Source organism: Dehalococcoidia bacterium (assembly GCA_025060295.1).
Lineage (GTDB): Bacteria > Chloroflexota > Dehalococcoidia > Lucifugimonadales > HRBIN23 > HRBIN23.
The window spans coordinates 1-19,322 of record JANXCH010000002.1 but is presented as its reverse complement, the minus strand read 5'-3'; the positions used below and the strand labels follow the sequence as shown (position 1 = coordinate 19,322).

The window sequence follows — 19,322 nt, the reverse complement described above, 5'->3', positions numbered from 1 at the left end:
CGCTTGTCGCAGCCCCCTTCTCCTATGGGCGTTTCTGGTGCGCCCCTGCCCTTGTCAGCCCTGCGTGCAGGGGCGCACCGCCTGGGCATCCCCTTGACCTCGGGGCAGGTAGATGCCTTCTCCCTCTATTGGGACCTCCTGCGGGAGTGGAACCAGCGGGTCAACCTCACCTCTGCCCAGGCCCTAGAGGAGGCGGAGCGGGTGCATTTCCTGGACTCCCTCACCATAGCCATGGCCATGCCATCGGAGGTGCGGGAGGGGGGACGGTTGGTGGATGTGGGGAGCGGGGCGGGGTTCCCGGGCTTGCCCCTGGCCATCGCCTTCCCCAGCCTGGGGGTTGTCCTGATAGAATCGGTAGGGAAGAAGGTGGCCTTCCTGCGGGCGTGTGTGGAGGCTTTAGGCCTGGAGGAGCGGGTGGAGGTGCTCCACGGGCGGGCAGAGGAGTTGGCCCACCAGCCCGGCCTGCGGGAGGGCTTTTCCCTAGGAGTGGCACGCGCTGTGGGGCCCCTGGCCGTGGCTTTGGAACTGGTGCTCCCTTTCGTCCAAGTGGGGGGGAGGGCGGTCTTCCCCAAGAAGGGCGACTGGGCGGGCGAAGTTGACCTGGCCCGCCCCGCTGCAGAGGCCCTGGGGGGTGCTGTGCCCCAGGTGCTGGAGGTTGACCCCTCTTTGCTAGGACCGGGGCGAGTGTTGGTGGTGGTGCCGAAGGTGCATCCCACGCCCCCCAGGTATCCGCGGCGGGCGGGGATGCCCGCCAAACGCCCCTTGGGGGTGAGCCGGTGAGCCGGCCCTCGGCCCCCGTCCAGGAACGGCCCCCCCGCATCGCCCTGGGAGCCAAGACCCTTTTGCCAACCCTTGTCTCTTTGGTGCTGGCGGGGGTGGTGCTGGGCTTCCTCGTGGTGCGCTTCGATGTGGACTTGGGGGCCACCTGGCGATTGGTGCGCTCCAGTAACCCCGGCTGGTATGCTCTGGCCTTTGTAGCGTATTACCTCTCCTTCCTGCCCCGGGGTCTGCGGTGGAGGCTGATGGCCCAGGGGGCGGGCATCGGCTCGGGGCCGGGGGAACGCCTCCCCTCGGCGCTGGAGGCGGGGTATTACATTCTGCAGGCCTGGTTCCTCAACGCCGTAGGATGGCTGCGGGTGGGCGACCCCTATCGGGCGTATGCCTTCGCCCGCTCCTCGGGGAGCCCCTTTGCGCGGGTGCTGGGCACCGTGGCTGGGGAGCGGGTGATGGACCTGGGGGCAATGGTCGTGCTGTTGCTAGTGTCGGCGGGGGCGCTGGCCCTTCTGCATCAGGGCGGACGCCTGGGGATGTGGTTTGTGGCCGTGGGAGCAGGCCTGACCACCATCGGGGCGGTGGTGCTGGCAGCCATGGCCCGGTGGGGCATGCGCCTGGTCGCCCGCCTCCCCAGTGCCTTGCGGGGCCTGTATGAAGGGTTCCACCAGGGTGCGCTGCAGGGGGTGCGGTGGCGGATGGGGGCGGTGCTGGGCCTGGGGGTGGTGGGGTGGCTGTTGGAGGCCCTGCGCCTGGGGATGGTCGCCCTCGCCCTGGGGGTGGACCTCTCCCCGTGGATGGTGCTGTTCGTGGCGCTGGCCAACGCTCTGCTTACCGCCATCCCCCTTTCACCGGGCGGATTGGGCTTTGTGGAGGCGGGGGTAGTGGGCCTACTGGTGCTCACCCTGCCCACAGAGTCGGCTGTGGCCGTAGCGGTGTTGGACCGCTCGGTCAGTTACCTGAGTGTAGTGGTGTTCGGGGGGCTGGCGTTCCTGGTCTACCAGGTGCGCCAGGGCCTGCCCCCACGCCCCTCTAGCGGACCACCAGCACCTGCCGGGGGGGCACCAAGGCGCCCAAGGTAACCTGGGCATCGCCATAGGGCCAGCCCAGGTTCCCAAAGATGCGGATGCCCGTATCCCCACCCAGGTATTCCACCTTCCCCTCGTGGAGGCGGAAGGGGCGGTCGTGGCCAGGATAGAGGGTGCGGGTGTGGGTGAAAATTTTCTGCACGCTCTGCATGGCTGCCTGCTCGTCCCAAAAGATCAGGAAGGGCTTCCCCTGAAGGGCAGCATAGGCATCGCCGATGGCGTCGCCGGCGATGGCCACCTTTCCCCCCGAGGTCTCTACCAGCAGGGAGATGTGCCCTTTGGTGTGGCCGGGGGTCTCCAACACCCGCACGCCGGGATCCAGTTCCTCCCCTTCGGTTACCTCCCGAATCTGCTTGCCGCGCAGGGTATCCACGAAGTAACGGGCGGTGGCCCAGTCGGTGGGTTTGGGGTTGCGGGCGTAGTCCAGTTCGGCGGGATGAATCACAAAAGTGGCGCGGGGGAAGAGGTCCACATTCTGGGTGTGGTCCCAGTGGGCATGGGTGAGGACGACCATCTGAATGGCCTCGGGCGTGAGGCCCCGCTGACGCAAGGCGTTGATTAGCAGGTCGCGTCGGCCGAAGGGGCCGGTGTCCACCAAGATGGTGCGTTGGCCCCGGATGAGCACCACCGTCGAAAACCCCAACCTGCCCTGGTCGGTGTTATAGGTGAACCCCGTCAGGAGCAGTTCTACCTCGGGCACGGTGCACCCCCTGGCGCTTTTGCCCGTATCATACCCGATGGGGCGGGGTTTGAAAAGCGCGGGGCCACGGGCGCACGCCTACGGCGTGGGCTCCCGTCTTGGTAGGGAAGGGCACACCCGCGACCGTCACCGGGGTCGGGGGGAAAGGGGCTTTTACCCCGTGAGGATGTGGGTGCGGGCCGCACCGGTATGGGCGGGGGTGTACAGACGGCGCGGGCGCACGCGGTTGCGGGCCGAGAGGCGGTCCAGGGAGCGCTGGAAAAGGGTGAGACGCTCCTTCCCCCAGGTCAGGAAATGCTGCCAGGTCTCCGGACCACCAGGGTTGACCCGGTTGGTGGCGTAACTGGCCCACTCCAAGGCAGCGTAGCCACTGGCCCCCATGACCACCAATTCCTCCAGATAGGAGGGAATGGTGGAGGTGGTAGCCGTTAGGGTATGGAGGCGTCCATAGTAGAGGCGCACTGGCTCGGCCCCGGCGGGGGGCGTGTCCACCAGGAGGGTCAGGGTAGTCCCCCACAGGCTGAAAAGGACATAGGAGGGCGGCCAGCGGTCGACAGGATACTCCACCGCCTCCACCCGCACCAGGTCGGGCAGGGAGGCCAGGGAGAGGGTGCGGCTCCCGGGAGTGGTGGTGAACTCCACCGTGGCCTCCCGGGGCACCGCCAGGGACAAATCGCGGGCGGCGTGCTGGAGATGGCGGTCCAAGTCGGCGTCGCTCCAGCGGTAGGCCGTGGGGTCGGTGTCCCGCAGGTCTTGACGGAGCAGGGCACGCAGAGCAGGTAGGGTCATGGGGTCTCCTTGGACGCCTCTTGGTGTTCAGTGATCTCCCCCGTGGCGATGTCCACCTGGGCGCGGGTGCCCACTAGCCCATAGGCCTCCTCAATCTCCTCTACGGCCTTATCCCACTCCACCTGAGCCTGGGCCAGGCGCACCCGTGCCTCCTGAACGGCCAAATGGAGCCGGCGTAGACGGACCAGGTCTTGAGGAGCCAGCCTCATGCCAGTTCCTCCGCCTCGAGGGCCCGCTGGAGCCTGTGGGCCATGCTGTGGATGGTCTGTTTCTCCCCGGCTGTCAGCAGGTGCGAGACATCCCGGTCCCTCCAGAGGGTCTCCCCTGTCGCCGACGCCCTCACTGCGTAGTGCACCAGCAGGCGCACCTGGTCCTCCCGCACCTCTACCCGTGCGTAGTCCACTTCTACTGCATCAAAGACCACGTGCTTAGGCATCCTGCACCCCCTAACTGGCGAGAATGAGCACCTTATCCGTATCGGCCAAGTCTGCACGGTTCTTCCACCGCACCTCCACTAGCGCGTTACTCCCCCCGGCACGGCGCATGACATGGAGCACCGTCTGCCCGTCGGACGTCAGGGAGTGCATATTGCGGATAGTGAAAACCCAGTGTGTTGCTGTGTCTTCGAAAACTGTGCGGTGGTCCGTGGGGGAAAAGGGTCTGCTAAAAATGGCCGTGCGCACCATCACGCTCTGCGTCCCGTCCCAGTAGTTAGAGGAAAACATAAGCTGGAAACTATTGACGATCGGGGTGTGTGATGTGGCAGGGCCTGGGTTCAATACCCAAATGTGTGGCCCCGACCCCCAAAACATCATCATGCGCTTGTTGTCTGCTACGAGGTACATTATCCCTGCGCCGGGAGTGAACTCTAGTCCTGCGGCAGAGCTCCCCCATACTATACCGATGGCAGGGTCTGTCGTCGAACCCACATACGTTGTGCGAAAGCGTCCCGTGATGAACACGTCCCTAGGGCGATGGGCTCCGCTTGTTCCAATGTCATAGGCATTGTCTGCCCCGGCCAGCAGGTGCCCCGCGCTGCTAATGCGCCAACGCTCCGTCCCCCCTGTGGACAGGGCAAGGGTGTTGCCGGCAGGGGAGAACAGCCCTGTCCCCGCAGAACCTGCAAAAGTGTAGGCGGGGGCCGAGGCAGAGCCTGGGGGGGCTAAAGCCTGCGTGCCCCAATACAGGTTGCGGGGGCGCAGGCTCGTGGAACCGATGTCATAGGCGTTATCTGCCCCCACCAGCAGGCCCCCCGTGTTGTCCACGAACCATACCGGTGCGCCGTTCTTGCGCAGCTCCAGGATGCGTCCCGATCCCCGCTGGTCCACCACCAGCCCTGGAGCGCTATCCCAACTCCGCACCTCCCGCAGCCACCCCCCAGAGTCAACCCCGTGAACCTCCAATACCTCGCCGGCCAAGCGCAGAGGCATGCTCTCCCTCCTAACTCAAGGTGTAGTCCACGCTCAAAGAGAAGGATGTGCCGGTGAAAGCGGTTACCTTCAGGAACACCCTTTGCCCGCGCACAGGAACCGTAAGAGCATAGCGCCCGGGAGCGGTAAAGAGACGTCGCCCACCCCCGAACCAGGCGTTCAGGCGCGGGTTCCAGAACAGCACCTGCACTTCCAGGGACTGAAGCCCTGTCCCGCCAATGTCCAGGTCAAAACGGCACTCCTCATAGCCGTCGGTATCCACACCCGCCGTGCCTGGGGGATCCGAGGTGTCGACTGCTGTTACCCCCGCACGATGGATGGCTGAGGGGGTGGGGTCATACACCGGCCCCTTGGGGATGCTATTGGCATCCAAGCGCACATTGGGCATGGGACACCTCCCTATGATGGTCGGCGGCGGAGTATGCTAACACTGTGAGTTTCGCCACACTGCTGTTCATCGCCGGGTGGGGGGTGCTGGTATGGGGGGCCTTATTTGTGGCCCAGGGACGCTTACTGCGGGGTAGTAGGCGCCCCAGCCTTGTGGACGAGGTGGTGGCACGGGGTTTGGGGGTGCTGGCGGCGGGGCTGGCCTTCTGGGCCGCCAGCGCCTTCCTCGCCCTCATCCCCCAGGCCCAGGAGGTGCGTCGTTTGCCCCTCCCCCTGTGGGGGGTGAGCATCGTCCCCCTGCTCCTGCCCCCCATGCGGTGGGCCTCCTCCTTTGCTCTGGTGGGGGCATCCGTGGTGCTCACCGTGCTCAGCATGCTCACCATCGCCCTCTTTCTCCTGGTGGTGCTGATGCGCCAGGCCCCCCTCGGCGGCTAGGGCTAGGGCCGCACACCCACCAGTTTGGCCACCTTCAGCGTGTTGAACACGGCGATGGACACATACCACTTCACCCGGATACGGGTGGCATCCTTGCTCTCCAGGGAGCCCACCCGCTCAATGGTGAGGCCCCCCGGGGCGGTCAGACCCATCACCGCCCCCTCCCCAAACTGGAGGGCGTAAATCGTGGAGCAATCATGGGCAGTGCCCACCGTCTTGTTATCGGGGATGAAGTCGTTCACCGCCACGGGGATGCCGTCGTAGAAGTCCACCATCTGGCCAAACTGGTTGCGATCCGTGACCAACAGGCCGGATCCAGCACCCCGCGCCAGGGCGGAGAGTTTACGGCGGGAGCGGCGGGACATCAGGAGCACGTGGGGCTTGCCCCCGCGCACCTTATCAATCAGTTCATCCAGTTTCTCCAGGGTCAGGCTCCCCCCGTTGGCCCCCATGCTAACGGTCTGGCTGGCGGGGGTGAGTTTATCCAGGCCGTCAAAGGCCTTGGGGTTGGTGGCCGTATCCCCGTTGACGAAGGCATCCTCAAACTGCATGCGCAGGGCCTTGGCCTTCAGGTGTACCACTGCCGCCTCCAGGTCCTGGATATTGGAGCGGGTGGTGCGCAGGAAGTTATCGATATCCGCATCACCCCCCAGGATGCGCAAAGTGGCCGTTACCTGGGTGAAAGTGGGGGTGGATTCGGCCCAGGTATCGCCCACATCGTAAAAGTGGGCCGAGGGGAGCGTGTTCTCCTGCACATAGGTAAGGCCGTTGCCCACCACCTCAATAAAGGGGAGCATCTGCAGAACGGGGCTCTCCTGCACGATGGTCTCAATGACCCCCCGCAGGAGCACATCGTTGGAGAGTTTACTGGCTTCCGCCAGGGTCAAGGCCATAGCGCCACCTCCGTTGCACCTTCGCCTCCAACAGTAGAACATGTGTTCTACTCGGGGAAGAGGGAGGTGGCAGGGGCACACAGGGGAAGGAAAAAAACCCAACGCCGCCGTCGAGGACGAGGCGCGTTACTTTACCAGAGCAGGCAGGGGCACCGCAAACGCCCGCTCGGGCCCCAGAAAGCCCTGAAACACCTGGGGGTGAAGCATCTCCGCCAGCATCTCCAACCCGTCCACCAGGCGCGGCCCCGAACGGCTATAGTAGGCGTGGGCGTTGGTGGCGAACACCCGCCCCGCCTGCACCGCTGGCAACTCCCCCCATCCCGGCCGCTGCGCCAACAGGTGCACCTGCTCCGCGGCCTGGGAGGCGCTGTATCCACACGGCATCAGCACCAGCACCTCGGGCTGTGCCGCCACCACCTGCTCCCAGGACACAGTAAAGGACGGACGCCCCACCTTCCCCAGCACGTCCACACCCCCCGCCAGGGCCACCATCTCCGGCACCCAATGCCCCCCTACAAACAGAGGATCCAGCCACTCCAAGCACACCACCCGCGGGCGCGTGGCCACCGCCCGCGTCGCCTCCGCCACCCGCTGGATGCGCCGGCGGAGATTCGCTACCACCATAGAGGCGCGGGCGAGGGTGCCCGTCGCCTCCCCCACCCGCAGAATGTCCTGCAGCACATCCTCCAACCCGTGGGGATCCAGCGACAGGATGCGTGGCCGGGGATACAGGCGCTCCAACCCCTTCAGCACCTCCCGCTCGGGCACCGCGCACACCTCGCACAACCCCTGGGTGAGCACCAGGTCAGGATGCACCGCCTCCAACACACCCCACTCCACCTGATAAATCGGCCGCCCCTTCAGCACCAGCGAGCGCACCGTGGCGTCTATCTCAGCAGCCGTCATCCCCGAGGGGTCAAACACACACCGCACGGCTACCGGTCTCCCCCGCACCTCGGGGGGATAATCGCATTCGTGGCTCACCGCCACCACCTGGTCGCCCAGACCCAGGGCAAAGGCGATCTCCGTGGCGCTGGGCAGAAGCGAAACGATGCGCATAGCCCCCTCCCCCTCACGATATCAAGTCGGTGCCAGGGGTGCAACCACCCGGCCCCATACCCTTTAGGGTGGGGCATTGTGGGTCCCGGGCAGTGGCCCCCGGCGCACCATCTGCAGGGCTCCCCACCCCTCCAACGGAAGCATCACCAACGCAATGAGCACCGGGGGGAGCCACCACAGGGCGTGCATCAGCAGTCCGCAGGAGAGGGCCACGCTCTTCTCCACCCCGAAAAAGGTTACCAGCAGCCCCACACTGGCGAACTCAAACACCCCCAGCCCCCCCAACAGCCCCGGGATGGTGGTGGCCGAAAAGGTTACCAGAATGACCAGCGCCACCGCCCCTGCCAGGGAGATATCAATGTCGACCCCCTGCGCTAAAAACCACGCCGCCCCACCCAAAGCCGTCCACTGGCCCAGGGTCAACACCAGGGCAACCACCAGCCGGCGCGGGCGCTCCTCCAGAGCCAGCACCGCCTCCCCCACCCCAGCCACCACCGGCAGCCGGCGGAAGCGCGGGAACCGCCGATAGGCCCACCCCAGCCCGTGCAGCCCCAGAGTGCTCCCCGCCGCCAGAAAGAAAGCCACCCCCAGCACAGGCCCCATCGCCACATGTTCCCGCACCCCCGGCACCAACGGCATGCTCACCGCCAACAAAAGGAAGTTCGCCTGAAAGTCCAAGACGCGCGTCATCCCCAAAGTGGCCAAGGCTATCCCCTCCGGCACCTGGTCCCGCACCCGCAAAATGGCGAACTGCACCGCCTCACTGAACCAGCGCATAGGCAACAGATTGTTCACCCCAATCCCCGTGTTCTCCACCAAAAACAGCCTCCACACCGGGGGCGCACGCTGGGGAAACAGGATGTACCACGCCGTGGAGCGCAGGAAGTTATTGGCCAGGAAACACGCCACCGCCCCTATCCCATGCAGGGCCGAGAACCCTCCCAACGCCGCCAGCGTCGCCCGCCAGGAGACCCCCTGCACCGCCTCCCATCCCAGCCACACCCCCAGCACCACCCCCACCACCACAAACACCCCCACCACCACCCGGGGATGCCGCCTCTGCCACAGAAGAACCCCCTCATAGGCAGAACGGGCCCACGCCCGCAGGCCGGAGGGATGCCCGGTCGTCATCGCTTCGCCGAGGCAGGCATAGGCGCAGGCTCGGCACCCAAAGGGCGCAGGTGCCACAGAGTGGGGCTTACCACCGCCGGCACCAACGCAAAGACCACCGTCAGCACACCCCCCAGAGCCACCGCAAAGGGTGCGCTCACCCAATCGGCCAGCAAACCGCTCTGCACCGCCCCCAAAGGAATCATGCTCCAGGTCATGCTGAAGATGCCCATCACCCGCCCCCGCAACCGGTCCGGCACCCGCTCCTGCAAAGTGCTCAGGGTGAGCACCATATACACCGCCCCCGCCACCCCCGCCAAAAACAACAGCACCAACGACAGGGGATACCAGGGCGACACGGCGAAGGCGATGAGCAACAGACCGAAGGCTACCGCCCCCCCAATGAGCACCTTCCCCCGCGCCGGGATGTTCCCCAACGCCCCCGACCCCAGCGTCGCCAGCAGCGACCCCACACCCCCAACCGCCGATAGATACCCCAACCCCTCTGCACCCACACCCAGCACATCCCGGGCAAACACCGGCAACAGGAAGAAATACGACAACCCGAACAAGCTATTGCAGAAGGCCATGCCAATCAGGAAGGCAAAAAGGGAGTTGCCCCGCACAAACCGCACCCCCTCGGTAATCTCCCTCCACGCGCTTTGGCGCACGCCCTTCTCGGGGGGCAAGGGCCGGATTAGGAGCACCGCCAACCCCATGAGCAACGCCCCCAGACCTGCCCCCGCAAACAACCACCCCGGATGCGCCCGCGCAATGAGCACCCCACCCAGAGCCGGCCCCACCACCCGCATCCCCTGCCACACCGACGCATTCAAGGCCACCCCACTAGTCAAATCCGTTCGCGGCAACAAGCGCGGATACAAGGCCTGGCGCGCCGGCCCATCAAAGGCAAACACGGCGCTCACACCCGCCGCCAGTGTGAGCAAATGCCACACCGCCAACCGCCCCGTCAGCGTCAGCACCGCCAACACCCCCATCAGGAGGAGCATGGCGCTTTGGGTGAGCACAATGAGCCGGCGCCGATCCCAGCGGTCGGCTACCGTTCCCCCCACCAAGTTAAGCAGGATGGCCGGCCCGGCCGTGGCCAGCCCCAGCAAGGCCAAGGTGCGGGGACGCCCCGTCAACTCATAGGCCAGCCACGCCATCCCCAACTGGGCCATCTGGTAGCCCAGCACCGAGGCCAGCAGGCCCAGCCAGAATAACCGATAGTCCCGATGCCGTAGGGCAGCAAAGGGCAGGCGGATACTCCCCTGGCGGCCACTGCCGGACGCCGATGAAGGGAATGGGCCCATACGCACCTCACATGGCGGGCAGACGACCAGCCCTCACCGGTCCCACGCCCCAGCATACCAAAGGGAACACCCCCTCGCCAGAGTGCCCCTGCCCTACCGAACACCCGCCCGGCTCCCTTCACCCCGCATAGCACTATATGGTAGTATGAAAGAAAACCCTGCAGAGCATCGCGCAGGCCCGGCCAGCGTGTCGGGCCTTCCCTTTTGGGGGCACGCCGTGCACACAACCGACACGGCGGGCACAGCATCTGCGCCCGCCCGCTGGGGTCGCACCCTGGCCATCGCCGCCGTGGTGCAAGGCATCACGGTCATGGGCTTCAGTTTCGTCTTCCCCTTCCTGCCCCTCTTCATCCAGGACCTGGGCATCGCCGACCCCCGCCGTGCAGCCCTTTGGTCGGGCATTGCAGCGGGTGTTGCCGGCATTGTCATGTTCCTCTCTGCGCCCATTTGGGGCGCCCTCAGCGACCGCTTCGGGCGCAAAAAGAACGTCCTCCGGGGCTTATATGGAGGGGCGCTGGTGATGGTGCTCACCGGCGTCGTGGCCAATGTCTACCACCTGGTGGCGGTGCGGGTGCTCATGGGCCTGTTGACGGGGGCCGTCCCCGCCATGATGGGCCTGGTAGCCTCTTTGGCTCCACGCCCCCGCCTGGGGACGGCTATGGGTGTCCTGCAGGCCATGATGAACCTGGGCAACACCGTTGGCCCTCTGCTGGGGGCTGCCCTGGTGCACGGGGTAGGATATCGGGGCGCCTTTTTTGTGGCCGGAGGCGTGCTGGCCCTGATGGGCGTGGTGGTTACCTTCGGTATTGATGAGCGCTTCACCCCTCCCCGTCAAGAGGACCAGCAAGGCGTGGTCCAGAACATCCGCTCCTTACTCACCCTGCCCGGCATCGGGGTTGTGCTCATTCTTCTGTTCCTGGTGCAGTTCGTGCCCAATGTCATGTTCCCCGTGTTGCCCCTCTTTTTGGGAGCCCTAGCCCCAGAGGCCAAAGCCTCCCTGGCGGGGAGCGCCTTCGCTTTGCTGGGCATCTTGGGGGCCTTGGGAGCATACCTGTCGGGGGTCGTGGGAGCGCGGGTGGGGGTGCTCCGCCTGCTGGTGGGGGCACCCGCCGTCTCGGTGCTGGGGTTTATCGGCCTGCTGGTAGCCCAGGAGGCGTGGCACGCCCTGGCCGCCATCGTCGTGCTCGGGATTTGCCAAGGCATTGTCGCCGCCCAGACCTCTGCCCTTTTGGGGCAGGTAGTCCCCCGTGAACGCATGGGCACGGCTTACGGCCTCCTGCAGAGCGCCAACTCCCTGGGGTTCGGGTTGGGGCCGTTGGTGGGGGGACTGGTGGCAGGGGGATTGGGCCTGCGCCCCGTGTTCGCCGTGAACGCCCTGCTGGCCCTCCTGTTCGCCCTGGTGGTGCGCTGGAAGGCGGCCCGCGTGGTAGGCTAGGGGTTGCGCATTGACGCCCCCCTCTGCTACCGTAGACTCGGATTCCCCATGAAAGTCATCATCCGCAACCCCCGCCGGCGCGAACTGGAGGTGCACGGCCGCCGGCGCGTCGTGGACCTCCTCAAGGAACTGGGCCTCAACCCCGAATCCCATGTGGTCATTCGGGGGGAGGACCTCCTCACCTCCGACGAGTGGCTCCAGGACACCGACACCGTGGAAATTGTCTCCGCCATCTCGGGGGGCCAGCAGTGAAGTGTCAGAAGTGTGGGCAAAAGGCGGCGGTGGACCTGCGCCGCCACAACACCGCATTCTGTGGCCCCCATTACCTGGAGTTCTTTGAGCGCCAGGTCCAGCGCACCATTGAGCGCTGGAAGATGTTCACCCCTGCCGACCGCATCCTGGTGGCCGTCTCAGGGGGCAAGGACAGCCTTACCCTGTGGGAGGTGCTCCTGCGCCTGGGCTATCGCCCCACCGGGCTGCACATCCACCTGGGCATCGGGGAGTATTCCGACGCCTCCCGCGCCAAGGCCCAGGCCTTCGCCGAAAGCCGCGGCCTGCCCTTGCTCATCGTCAACCTGGCCGAAACCTATGGCCTCGGCGTCCCCCAACTGGCCAAGGCCCTGCGGCGCGTCGCCTGCTCCGGGTGCGGCCTCAGCAAGCGCTACATTACCAACCGCGTCGCCCTGGAACACGGCTTCACTGTGGTGGCCACAGGCCACAACCTGGACGACGAGGCGGCCACCCTGCTGGGCAACCTGCTCCACTGGCAGATGGACGCCCTAGCCCGCCAAAGCCCCGTCCTGGAGGCCGACCACCCCCGCCTGGTGAAGCGGGTCAAACCCCTGTTCCTGATGACCGAGAAAGAGACGGTCAGCTACGCCCTCCTGCGGCGCATTGACTATATTCCTGACGAGTGCCCCTATGCGGAGGGGGCACGCTCCCTACTGTACAAGGACGCCCTCAATCAGATAGAACTCCACTCCCCCGGATCTAAGCATCACCTGGTGGCGGGCTTCTTGGAGCGCCTGCACCCCCTCCTGGCCAAGATGGACACCCAGTCCGTGGGGGAGTGCCAGCGGTGTGGCCAGCCCACCACCAGCGCCGTCTGCGCCTTCTGTCGCATGTGGGACCAGGCCCTGCAGCGCATCCCTGTGGCCCGCCCTGAGGGCACCCCCACCCCTATCACCTAGACAAAGGCCACATCAACCGTTCCCCCCAACCCTTCCCATGCATGGGAGCGGGGACTATACTATTCCCCAAAGGGTTGGCCCACCCAGGAGTGTGAGGGCCCCCGTTCTAAGGGGGGTGCACAGGTTATGAAAGTCTCCTGCCTTCAAGAGAACCTGGACAAAGCCCTGCGGGTCGTGGCGCGGGCCGTGCCCAGCCGGCCGTCTGAGGATGTGCTCCTGAACATCCTGGTACAGACCGATGAGGGGAGGCTCCGCCTGACGGCCACCAACCTGGAACTGGCCATCACCGTCTGGGTGGGGGCCAAGGTGGACGCCGAGGGGGGCATTGCCGTCCCTGCCCAACGCTTGCGGGACTTCGTGGCCCAACTGCCCCCCGAGCGGGTGGACCTCTCCCGCGTCCAGCACCCCCTGGGCCTGCAGGTCTCCTGCGCCTGGCTGAAGGCAGTCGTGCGAGGCGTGGAGGCCTCCGCCTATCCCCCGCTCCCAGTGGTGAAAGAGGCCACCACCGCCCGCATCAGCCATAAAGCCCTGGGCAAGGCCATCTCCCAAGTGGCCTTCGCCGCCGCCACCGACGAGTCCCGCCCCATCCTAACCGGCATCCGCCTGGAACTGGAGGGCGACCGCTTCACCATGGCCGCTGCCGACGGCTTTCGCTTGGCGGTGCATACGGGCCGCCTCCTGCAGCCAGTGGAGAAGCCCGTGGGCCTGGTAGTCCCCGCCAAAGCCTTCAAAGAGGTGGCGAGCCTTCTGGACGACAGCGACGAACCCGTAACCCTGGACATCGCCAAGGATGGAGCGGGCATCCTCTTCCGCCTAAAGGGGGTAGAGATCTACAGCCAGTTATTGCAGGGCACCTACCCCAACTTCCGCCAACTGATCCCCCAGGCCAGCCAGACCCGCGTGGTGCTGGACTGCCGCCGTTTCCTGCAGACCGTCAAGGCAGGCTCGGCCTTCGCCCGCATGGGGAGCCAAATCGTCCGCCTCATGGTGGAACCTGGCCCGCCCGGCAAGGTTACCATCACCACCGGAGCTGAGGAGGAGGGAAGCGCCACAGGGGAACTGGAGGCCTCCGTTGAAGGGGAGGGGGCCCGCATCGCCTTCAACAGCCGTTACCTGCAGGATGTGCTCACCGCCATAGATGGGGAGCAGGTGCGCATCGGCATCAACACCCCCTCCAGCCCCGGCGTCTTTCGCCCCGTCGGGGCGGACGACTATGTGCATGTGGTGATGCCCATGTTCGTGCAGTGGCCCTAGGCCCCCAGGGTAAGCCGGCCCCTTACCCGATGTTCCCGCTGATGTGCTCGGGGGCTATGACCAGAATGACCCTCTGCTCCCCGGGGCGGAGGGGGTAGGGCTGGCCCCGATACTTGTGGGACAACTTATGGATATGCTCCACCGCCCCCTGGGTGCGCACCTCCACCACTCGCCCCCGCACCTGCAGACGCCGATACGGGTCCTGAGGATCCACCGCCGACAGGGCCACCCGATTGTCCCGGCGCACATTACGCTCTTTCACCCGTCCCTGGGCAGTGTTTACCAGGATATAGGTGCCGTCGGTGTCCACCCATACGGGGGTGACCTGGGGCGAGCCGTCCCGCATAATGGTGGCCAGATGGGCGAACACGGGCTTCTCCAACAACGCCTTCACACCCGCCGACAAGGCAACAGGCATAAATACCCCTCCTTTCCACAAAGCATATCCGATACTGCCAGGGTACAACCGCTCCGAAACCTGTGCAAGGGGGAGAGATGACGCTTCCACCTCCGTCCCCTCCAGCCGGACGCACCTGGCCCCGCCGTCTGCTTCTGCTCCTGTGGCTGGGCGTGATTGTAGGCCTCTCCTCCTGGCCCAATCCTCAGGCACCTATTACTCCACCCACCCTCCTGGATCGGTTGCTCCCTTACGCCGTCCACTTCACCCTGTATGCCGTGCTGGGCCTGCTGATAGCCTGGAACCTGTCCCCCTGGGCACGCCAGAGGGTACACCCCCTTCTGGGTATCGTCCTCGTCGGTCTGCTCGGGTGCCTGTGGGGCATGCTGGACGAGTGGTATCAGGGTTTTATCCCGGGCCGGTACCCCTCCTGGGAGGATGTGGGTGTGGACACCCTGGGGGCTTTCGTGGGGGGATGGGCGGGGCTGTGGCTCCTCCCCCGCCTGCTGGCCCCCTGGCGCAAGGCCTCTTCCGCCTCCGCTGGCGACCCTCCCCCGAAGCCGTAAGCCATTGCCCCCCATCCAGCGAGGGCTTGCCTCCGCGCCCTAGAGGTGTTACCCTGGGAGGCAGAATCCCCCACCCAGGGGGGAGGGGAGGGCGAGCATGCTCGCAGAAGTCCGTGAGGATGTCCTCAAGCGCCTGGCCTCCGTCCAGGGACACTTGGAGGGCATCCGCCGCATGGTGGAACGAGACGCCTACTGCGTGGACATCCTCAAGCAGATCTTCGCTGTTCAGCGGGCTCTGGATAGGATCGAACAGACCATCCTGGACAACCATCTGAAAACCTGTGTGGTCGAGGGTATCCGAGGCGACCGTGCCCCCCAGGTGCTGAAGGAACTGTCGGAAATTTACGCCCTGGCCAACCGCTCCTAGCACAGCGATGACCACCCCCTTGAAAAAAGCCACCCTTTCTATCCGCGGGATGACCTGCGCCGCCTGCGTTGCGCACGTCACCGAGGCGCTCCAAAGGGTTCCCGGCGTTGTCCGTGTCTCCGTCAACCTGGCCACCCACCGGGCCTCCTTGGACTACGACCCCGCCCAGGCGTCCATCCGCGCCATGCAGCAGGCGGTGCAGGAGGTAGGCTATAGCATTATCCTCGAGACAGCCCATCTGCGCCTCATCCCTCCGCCCGCCCCCGAGGACACCCCACGCCTCACCCAGGCCCTCCTGGCCCTCCCCGGCGTCGCCCAGGTAACCGTGCACCCCGCGGCCGGGCGCGTTGCGCTGCAGTTCGCCCCAGACATCACCCCCCTGGTAACCATCCAAGAAGTGCTCCGCCACCTGGGCCATTCAGCCATTATCGAGGCACCCGCGCCCCCTGGAGACAAGGAGGGGGACGCCCGCAAAAGGGAGGTGCGTCAGCAGGGCATCAACCTCCTGGTGGCTACGCCCCTAGCCCTGGCGGTGATGCTGGGCACCTTCCAGCCCTACTGGGGCCTCTCCCGCATCATCCCCGACATCCTGCACAACAAGGTCGTGCTCTTTCTGCTGACCACGCCCCTCGTGCTGGGACCGGGGCGGCAGTTTTTCATCCACGCCTTCAACGGCCTGCGGCGGGGCATCACGGATATGAACCTCCTCTACGCCACCGGCATCGGGGCGGCGTATCTGATCGCCGTCGTCAACACCTTCTGGCCCACGGCGGGCTTCGGGGGGCCGATGGCTACTTTCTACGAAGCCGCCGCCCTGCTCACCTGGTTCATCCTCCTGGGGCGTTATCTGGAGGCCCTCACCCGGGGGCGTGCCTCCGAGGCCATCCGCCGCCTGATGCACCTACAACCCCGCCGCGCACGCCTCCTCCGCAACGGACAGGAGAGCGAAGTGCCTGTGGAGGAGGTGCAGGTGGGCGACCTGCTCATTGTGCGCCCCGGCGAGCAGGTGCCCACCGACGGCGTGGTGGTGGACGGCTACTCCGCCGTGGACGAGTCCATGCTCACAGGTGAGAGCATACCCATAGAGAAGAAGGGCGGCGACGCCGTCATCGGTGGAACACTCAATAAGACCGGCTCCTTTATCATGCGGGCCACCCGCGTCGGCCACGAGACGGCCCTGGCCCAGATTATCCGCTTGGTGGAGCAGGCCCAGACCTCCAAAACCCCCCTGCAACGCCTGGCCGACCGGGTGGCTGGCCAGTTTATCGTCTGGGTGCATGGGCTGGCCCTGGCCACCTTCCTCTTTTGGTACTTCATCGGCTATCCCCTCTGGTTCGCCCCGGACAGCCGCCTGATGCTCACCCCCTACACCCTCGCCTCGGCCAGCGCTGTGGGGTTTGCGGTGTTGGTGTCCATCGCAGTGCTAGTCATCTCCTGCCCCTGTGCCGTAGGGTTAGCCACCCCCGCCGCCATTATGGCTGGCACAGGCAAAGCGGCCGAGTATGGCGTCCTGTTCAAAAGCGCTGAAGCCATAGAGATGGCCACCAAGGTGGATGCCGTGGTCTTGGACAAGACGGGCACCCTGACCACAGGCACGCCCGCCGTCACCGATGTAATAGGCCTGGGGATGCGTGCGGAGGAGGCCCTGCTTCTGGCAGCCATCGCCGAGAAGCGCTCCGAGCACCCTCTGGGCGAGGCTATCCTGCGTTCCGCCCAGCAGAAAGGGCTTGCCCCTCCTGACCCCGAGGCCTTCCAGGCCCTGCCCGGCCGCGGCGTGGAGGCCCGCGCTCAAGGGCGTATCCTCTTGCTGGGCAACCGCCGCCTTATGCAGGAGCGGGGTATCCCCCTGGATGCCCTGGACGCACAAGCCCACCCGTTGGAACAGGAGGGGAAGACAGTGATGTTCCTGGCAGTGGACGGGCGTCCCGCCGCACTGGTGGCCGTGGCGGACACCCTGCGCCCCACGGCCCCCCTTGCGGTGCGAGAACTGCAGCGCATGGGCATGCGTGTTCTCCTGCTCACGGGGGACAACCCCCGCACCGCTCACGCCATCGCCCGCCAGGTGGGGATTGACCAGGTCCTGGCCGAGGTGCTCCCCTCCGACAAAGCGCGGGAAGTGCAGCGCTTGCAAGCCCAGGGGTATCGGGTGGCCATGGTCGGTGATGGTATCAACGACGCTCCCGCCCTGGCCCAGGCCGATGTGGGCATCGCCCTCGGCGCTGGCACCGATGTGGCCAAAGAGGCGGGGCACATCATCCTCATGCGGGATGACCCCCTAGATGTGGTGGTAGCCTTGCAGGTGGCGCGGGCCACCATGCGCCTGGTGAAGCAGAACCTCCTCTGGGCCTTCGGCTACAATGTTCTGGCCATTCCCCTGGCGGTGGGGGTGCTGTATCCGTTCACCCGCCAAATTGTCAGCCCCGAACTGGCCGCCCTCTTGATGGCCACCAGTTCCCTCTCCGTGACCCTCAACACCCAACGCATGCGGGGGTTTGTGCCCCCTGTCCGTCGTCTCAACCCGGCGCGTCCCATCACGCCTCGGCAGGAGGCACCCGCCCCCATGCCCGCCCGGAGGTGAAGCCGATGGCGAGGCAGCCAGGTAATATGGGTGTGCTGGTCTCTGTCCTGGGGGCTCTGGGGATGGCGGGGGGCTTCATCGCCCTGGCTACGCTGGTGGGCGAAGGCTCCTGGGCCAGCCGAGGCATCGGGGCGGGCTGGGTGCTCCTCCTCTCCGCCATCATCCTCATGCCTCTCCTGGTTCCCCGCTTCCGCGGAGGGGCGGCCCCTATGGGGCAGGTGCCCCCGCATCCTGACGCAAGAAACACCCCCTCTTCCCACTCCTAACACTGCGAGGGAGGTACGCCATGTTCTTCCTGCGCAAAAAGCCCACCGCAATTGACCCCGTCTGCGGGATGCAGGTAGACCCCAAAAAGGCCCCCGCCACCTATGAGTACCACGGGAAGACCTACTACTTCTGCGCCCCCGGCTGCAAGGTGCGCTTCCAGAAAGATCCCGACAAGTTCCTGCGGGAAGGCCCCCAACCTATGGGGCACGGTTAGCCCCCCTGGTCTGCCCCCACCCTCCTGTGCTATGCTGAATATGCGGGCGCTCACAACACTGGCCCGCAGGAGGGACACCCCTACACGCATATGCGTTCAAGACACCTCCAGAACGGCTCACGCCGTCGGCGCATCTCCATCCGCCAGATGGAGATTGATGACCTGCCACACGTCTATCACCTGGGCGAAAGCCTGTTCACCCGCACGGCGCTCCCTGTCCTCTACCGCACTTGGGATCCCTACGAGGTTACCTCCGCCTTCAACAGCGACCCCGAGTTCTGCCTGGTGGCCGAGGACGAGGAGGGGACCATCGTGGGCTTCGCGTTGGGGAGCACGGTGGACAAAGACGGCCCCTCGTGGCGCTACGGCTACCTGGCCTGGCTGGGGGTGAAGGAGGAGTTCCAGGGCACAGGTGTTGCCCGCCGCCTGCTCCGCGAGTTCGAGAGGCGTATGCGGAACGCCGGCGTGCGCATGCTCATCGTGGACACCGAGGGGGACAACGCCAAGGCCCTGGCCTTCTTCCAGAAGAACGGCTTTAGCCGCCCCACCAGCCATGTGTGGCTCACCAAGAGCCTCTCCCGCCCCGAGAACGGCACCCTCAAGCCCCTGAAACCCTTCGTGCTCAGGCGCGCCAAACGCACCGCCTAACCCCACCCCCGCAACTGCACCTCTCTCACACCTCAGCGCCATTTTGCTAATATACAGTGTCATCTCCCTGTTGAGGAGGGTGCTATGTGGCGCAGAGGCTTCCTTCTGGGCGTTTTGACGTTCGGCTCTCACTAGTCCTCGGGATGGTGTTGGCCACCGCCCTGCGGGCCGACGAGCCTAAACCCCCCGGCCCAGGCGTCGCCTCCACCCCCGGCACCGCCTTCACCTACCAGGGCCAGGTGCTCCACAACGGCGTCCCCGTCAACGGCACCTGCGACTTTCAGTTCCGCCTCTACGATGCCCCCACAGGAGGCACCCAGGTCGGCCCCCAGGTGAATGCCAACAACCTGGGGGTAAGCAACGGCCTGTTCACCGCCCTGCTGGACTTCGGCCCCAACGCCTTCACGGGGGCAGCGCGGTGGTTGGAGGTG

Annotated in this window: 25 protein-coding genes; 14 read left to right on the top strand and 11 right to left on the bottom strand. The window is 65.9% G+C overall.

All coding sequences use genetic code 11. The features are described from left to right. The first annotated feature begins 24 nt into the window (after positions 1-24). Positions 25-780 carry a 16S rRNA (guanine(527)-N(7))-methyltransferase RsmG gene (rsmG, locus tag NZ951_01385; GenBank protein MCS7206580.1) on the top strand — a complete coding sequence of 252 codons (756 nt, stop codon included), beginning with the start codon at positions 25-27 and terminating at the stop codon, positions 778-780. Next, a complete protein-coding gene (locus tag NZ951_01380; protein ID MCS7206579.1) occupies positions 777-1,853 on the top strand; it encodes a flippase-like domain-containing protein in 1,077 nt (358 codons plus the stop codon). The genes rsmG and NZ951_01380 overlap by 4 nt, the downstream gene beginning before the upstream one ends. Here NZ951_01380 and NZ951_01375 read toward each other — a convergent pair. The 6 genes from NZ951_01375 to NZ951_01350 form a co-directional block, all read right to left on the bottom strand. Further along, on the bottom strand, positions 1,804-2,559 hold the full coding sequence (locus tag NZ951_01375) for an MBL fold metallo-hydrolase (GenBank protein MCS7206578.1): 756 nt from the start codon (positions 2,557-2,559) through the stop codon (positions 1,804-1,806). The two genes, NZ951_01380 and NZ951_01375, sit on opposite strands and share 50 nt — an antisense overlap. A gap of 153 nt (positions 2,560-2,712) precedes the next feature. Next, the gene (locus tag NZ951_01370) at positions 2,713-3,348 is read right to left on the bottom strand and encodes a hypothetical protein (protein MCS7206577.1); all 636 of its coding nucleotides are present in this window, start codon (positions 3,346-3,348) and stop codon (positions 2,713-2,715) included. Continuing rightward, positions 3,345-3,557, bottom strand: a complete 213-nt coding sequence (locus NZ951_01365; protein MCS7206576.1) for a hypothetical protein — start codon at positions 3,555-3,557, stop codon at positions 3,345-3,347. Before NZ951_01365 ends, NZ951_01370 begins: the two co-directional genes overlap by 4 nt. Beyond that, positions 3,554-3,784 (bottom strand): hypothetical protein, encoded by a 231-nt coding sequence (locus NZ951_01360; GenBank protein MCS7206575.1) that lies wholly within the window; start codon positions 3,782-3,784, stop codon positions 3,554-3,556. Before NZ951_01360 ends, NZ951_01365 begins: the two co-directional genes overlap by 4 nt. Positions 3,785-3,794: 10 nt before the next feature. Continuing rightward, a complete protein-coding gene (locus tag NZ951_01355; GenBank protein MCS7206574.1) occupies positions 3,795-4,778 on the bottom strand; it encodes a hypothetical protein in 984 nt (327 codons plus the stop codon). Positions 4,779-4,788: 10 nt separating this feature from the next. Beyond that, entirely contained in the window at positions 4,789-5,166 is a 378-nt protein-coding gene (locus NZ951_01350; GenBank protein ID MCS7206573.1) for a hypothetical protein, read from the bottom strand. Positions 5,167-5,210: 44 nt separating this feature from the next. Here NZ951_01350 and NZ951_01345 point away from each other — a divergent pair, with 44 nt between their 5' ends. Then, a complete protein-coding gene (locus tag NZ951_01345) occupies positions 5,211-5,600 on the top strand; it encodes a hypothetical protein (GenBank protein MCS7206572.1) in 390 nt (129 codons plus the stop codon). 2 nt (positions 5,601-5,602) lie between these two features. On the opposite strand, the gene NZ951_01340 is transcribed toward NZ951_01345, so the two are convergent. The 4 genes from NZ951_01340 to NZ951_01325 form a co-directional block, all read right to left on the bottom strand. Beyond that, complete coding sequence (locus NZ951_01340) at positions 5,603-6,493, bottom strand: phage major capsid protein (GenBank protein ID MCS7206571.1); 891 nt, start codon at positions 6,491-6,493, stop codon at positions 5,603-5,605. A gap of 126 nt (positions 6,494-6,619) precedes the next feature. After that, on the bottom strand, positions 6,620-7,552 hold the full coding sequence (locus NZ951_01335) for a cobalamin-binding protein (protein MCS7206570.1): 933 nt from the start codon (positions 7,550-7,552) through the stop codon (positions 6,620-6,622). Between the two features lie 63 nt (positions 7,553-7,615). Continuing rightward, complete coding sequence (locus tag NZ951_01330) at positions 7,616-8,683, bottom strand: flippase-like domain-containing protein (GenBank protein MCS7206569.1); 1,068 nt, start codon at positions 8,681-8,683, stop codon at positions 7,616-7,618. Next, positions 8,680-9,975, bottom strand: coding sequence for an MFS transporter (locus tag NZ951_01325; GenBank protein ID MCS7206568.1), 1,296 nt, complete (start codon positions 9,973-9,975; stop codon positions 8,680-8,682). Before NZ951_01325 ends, NZ951_01330 begins: the two co-directional genes overlap by 4 nt. A 217-nt stretch (positions 9,976-10,192) precedes the next feature. Here NZ951_01325 and NZ951_01320 point away from each other — a divergent pair, with 217 nt between their 5' ends. From NZ951_01320 to dnaN, 4 genes are all read left to right on the top strand, one after another. Further along, positions 10,193-11,410, top strand: coding sequence for an MFS transporter (locus NZ951_01320; GenBank protein ID MCS7206567.1), 1,218 nt, complete (start codon positions 10,193-10,195; stop codon positions 11,408-11,410). Between the two features lie 48 nt (positions 11,411-11,458). After that, the gene (locus NZ951_01315; GenBank protein ID MCS7206566.1) at positions 11,459-11,662 is read left to right on the top strand and encodes a MoaD/ThiS family protein; all 204 of its coding nucleotides are present in this window, start codon (positions 11,459-11,461) and stop codon (positions 11,660-11,662) included. Next, on the top strand, positions 11,659-12,600 hold the full coding sequence (locus NZ951_01310) for a TIGR00269 family protein (GenBank protein ID MCS7206565.1): 942 nt from the start codon (positions 11,659-11,661) through the stop codon (positions 12,598-12,600). Before NZ951_01315 ends, NZ951_01310 begins: the two co-directional genes overlap by 4 nt. 126 nt (positions 12,601-12,726) lie before the next feature. After that, positions 12,727-13,854, top strand: coding sequence for a DNA polymerase III subunit beta (gene dnaN, locus NZ951_01305; protein ID MCS7206564.1), 1,128 nt, complete (start codon positions 12,727-12,729; stop codon positions 13,852-13,854). Positions 13,855-13,876: 22 nt separating this feature from the next. On the opposite strand, the gene NZ951_01300 is transcribed toward dnaN, so the two are convergent. After that, positions 13,877-14,272 carry a PPOX class F420-dependent oxidoreductase gene (locus NZ951_01300; GenBank protein MCS7206563.1) on the bottom strand — a complete coding sequence of 132 codons (396 nt, stop codon included), beginning with the start codon at positions 14,270-14,272 and terminating at the stop codon, positions 13,877-13,879. 77 nt (positions 14,273-14,349) lie between these two features. Here NZ951_01300 and NZ951_01295 point away from each other — a divergent pair, with 77 nt between their 5' ends. From NZ951_01295 to NZ951_01265, 7 genes are all read left to right on the top strand, one after another. Further along, positions 14,350-14,817 carry a VanZ family protein gene (locus NZ951_01295; protein ID MCS7206562.1) on the top strand — a complete coding sequence of 156 codons (468 nt, stop codon included), beginning with the start codon at positions 14,350-14,352 and terminating at the stop codon, positions 14,815-14,817. Positions 14,818-14,914: 97 nt separating this feature from the next. After that, on the top strand, positions 14,915-15,184 hold the full coding sequence (locus tag NZ951_01290) for a metal-sensitive transcriptional regulator (GenBank protein ID MCS7206561.1): 270 nt from the start codon (positions 14,915-14,917) through the stop codon (positions 15,182-15,184). 7 nt (positions 15,185-15,191) lie between these two features. After that, on the top strand, positions 15,192-17,762 hold the full coding sequence (locus tag NZ951_01285; protein ID MCS7206560.1) for a heavy metal translocating P-type ATPase: 2,571 nt from the start codon (positions 15,192-15,194) through the stop codon (positions 17,760-17,762). Positions 17,763-17,767: 5 nt separating this feature from the next. Further along, positions 17,768-18,028: a hypothetical protein gene (locus NZ951_01280; protein MCS7206559.1), complete on the top strand. Its 261-nt coding sequence runs from the start codon at positions 17,768-17,770 to the stop codon at positions 18,026-18,028. 20 nt (positions 18,029-18,048) lie between these two features. Continuing rightward, positions 18,049-18,243: a YHS domain-containing protein gene (locus NZ951_01275; GenBank protein ID MCS7206558.1), complete on the top strand. Its 195-nt coding sequence runs from the start codon at positions 18,049-18,051 to the stop codon at positions 18,241-18,243. A gap of 90 nt (positions 18,244-18,333) precedes the next feature. Beyond that, positions 18,334-18,891 carry a GNAT family N-acetyltransferase gene (locus NZ951_01270; GenBank protein ID MCS7206557.1) on the top strand — a complete coding sequence of 186 codons (558 nt, stop codon included), beginning with the start codon at positions 18,334-18,336 and terminating at the stop codon, positions 18,889-18,891. An 86-nt stretch (positions 18,892-18,977) separates the two neighbouring features. After that, positions 18,978-19,322, top strand: a 345-nt coding sequence (locus NZ951_01265) for a hypothetical protein (GenBank protein ID MCS7206556.1), incomplete at its 3' end; no start/stop codon positions are given.

What these genes read in the sequence shown, in the direction of transcription:
- rsmG (MCS7206580.1), top strand. Translation starts at nt 25, where the DNA reads ATGGGCGTTTCTGGTGCGCCCCTGCCCTTGTCAGCCCTGCGTGCAGGG.
- NZ951_01335 (MCS7206570.1), bottom strand. Translation starts at nt 7,552, where the DNA reads ATGCGCATCGTTTCGCTTCTGCCCAGCGCCACGGAGATCGCCTTTGCC.
- NZ951_01270 (MCS7206557.1), top strand. Translation starts at nt 18,334, where the DNA reads ATGCGTTCAAGACACCTCCAGAACGGCTCACGCCGTCGGCGCATCTCC.
- NZ951_01350 (MCS7206573.1), bottom strand. Translation starts at nt 5,166, where the DNA reads ATGCCCAATGTGCGCTTGGATGCCAATAGCATCCCCAAGGGGCCGGTG.
- NZ951_01285 (MCS7206560.1), top strand. Translation starts at nt 15,192, where the DNA reads ATGACCACCCCCTTGAAAAAAGCCACCCTTTCTATCCGCGGGATGACC.
- NZ951_01330 (MCS7206569.1), bottom strand. Translation starts at nt 8,683, where the DNA reads ATGACGACCGGGCATCCCTCCGGCCTGCGGGCGTGGGCCCGTTCTGCC.
- NZ951_01300 (MCS7206563.1), bottom strand. Translation starts at nt 14,272, where the DNA reads ATGCCTGTTGCCTTGTCGGCGGGTGTGAAGGCGTTGTTGGAGAAGCCC.
- NZ951_01315 (MCS7206566.1), top strand. Translation starts at nt 11,459, where the DNA reads ATGAAAGTCATCATCCGCAACCCCCGCCGGCGCGAACTGGAGGTGCAC.
- NZ951_01360 (MCS7206575.1), bottom strand. Translation starts at nt 3,784, where the DNA reads ATGCCTAAGCACGTGGTCTTTGATGCAGTAGAAGTGGACTACGCACGG.
- NZ951_01325 (MCS7206568.1), bottom strand. Translation starts at nt 9,975, where the DNA reads ATGGGCCCATTCCCTTCATCGGCGTCCGGCAGTGGCCGCCAGGGGAGT.
- NZ951_01295 (MCS7206562.1), top strand. Translation starts at nt 14,350, where the DNA reads ATGACGCTTCCACCTCCGTCCCCTCCAGCCGGACGCACCTGGCCCCGC.
- NZ951_01370 (MCS7206577.1), bottom strand. Translation starts at nt 3,348, where the DNA reads ATGACCCTACCTGCTCTGCGTGCCCTGCTCCGTCAAGACCTGCGGGAC.
- NZ951_01290 (MCS7206561.1), top strand. Translation starts at nt 14,915, where the DNA reads ATGCTCGCAGAAGTCCGTGAGGATGTCCTCAAGCGCCTGGCCTCCGTC.
- NZ951_01280 (MCS7206559.1), top strand. Translation starts at nt 17,768, where the DNA reads ATGGCGAGGCAGCCAGGTAATATGGGTGTGCTGGTCTCTGTCCTGGGG.
- NZ951_01365 (MCS7206576.1), bottom strand. Translation starts at nt 3,557, where the DNA reads ATGAGGCTGGCTCCTCAAGACCTGGTCCGTCTACGCCGGCTCCATTTG.
- dnaN (MCS7206564.1), top strand. Translation starts at nt 12,727, where the DNA reads ATGAAAGTCTCCTGCCTTCAAGAGAACCTGGACAAAGCCCTGCGGGTC.
- NZ951_01355 (MCS7206574.1), bottom strand. Translation starts at nt 4,778, where the DNA reads ATGCCTCTGCGCTTGGCCGGCGAGGTATTGGAGGTTCACGGGGTTGAC.
- NZ951_01275 (MCS7206558.1), top strand. Translation starts at nt 18,049, where the DNA reads ATGTTCTTCCTGCGCAAAAAGCCCACCGCAATTGACCCCGTCTGCGGG.
- NZ951_01340 (MCS7206571.1), bottom strand. Translation starts at nt 6,493, where the DNA reads ATGGCCTTGACCCTGGCGGAAGCCAGTAAACTCTCCAACGATGTGCTC.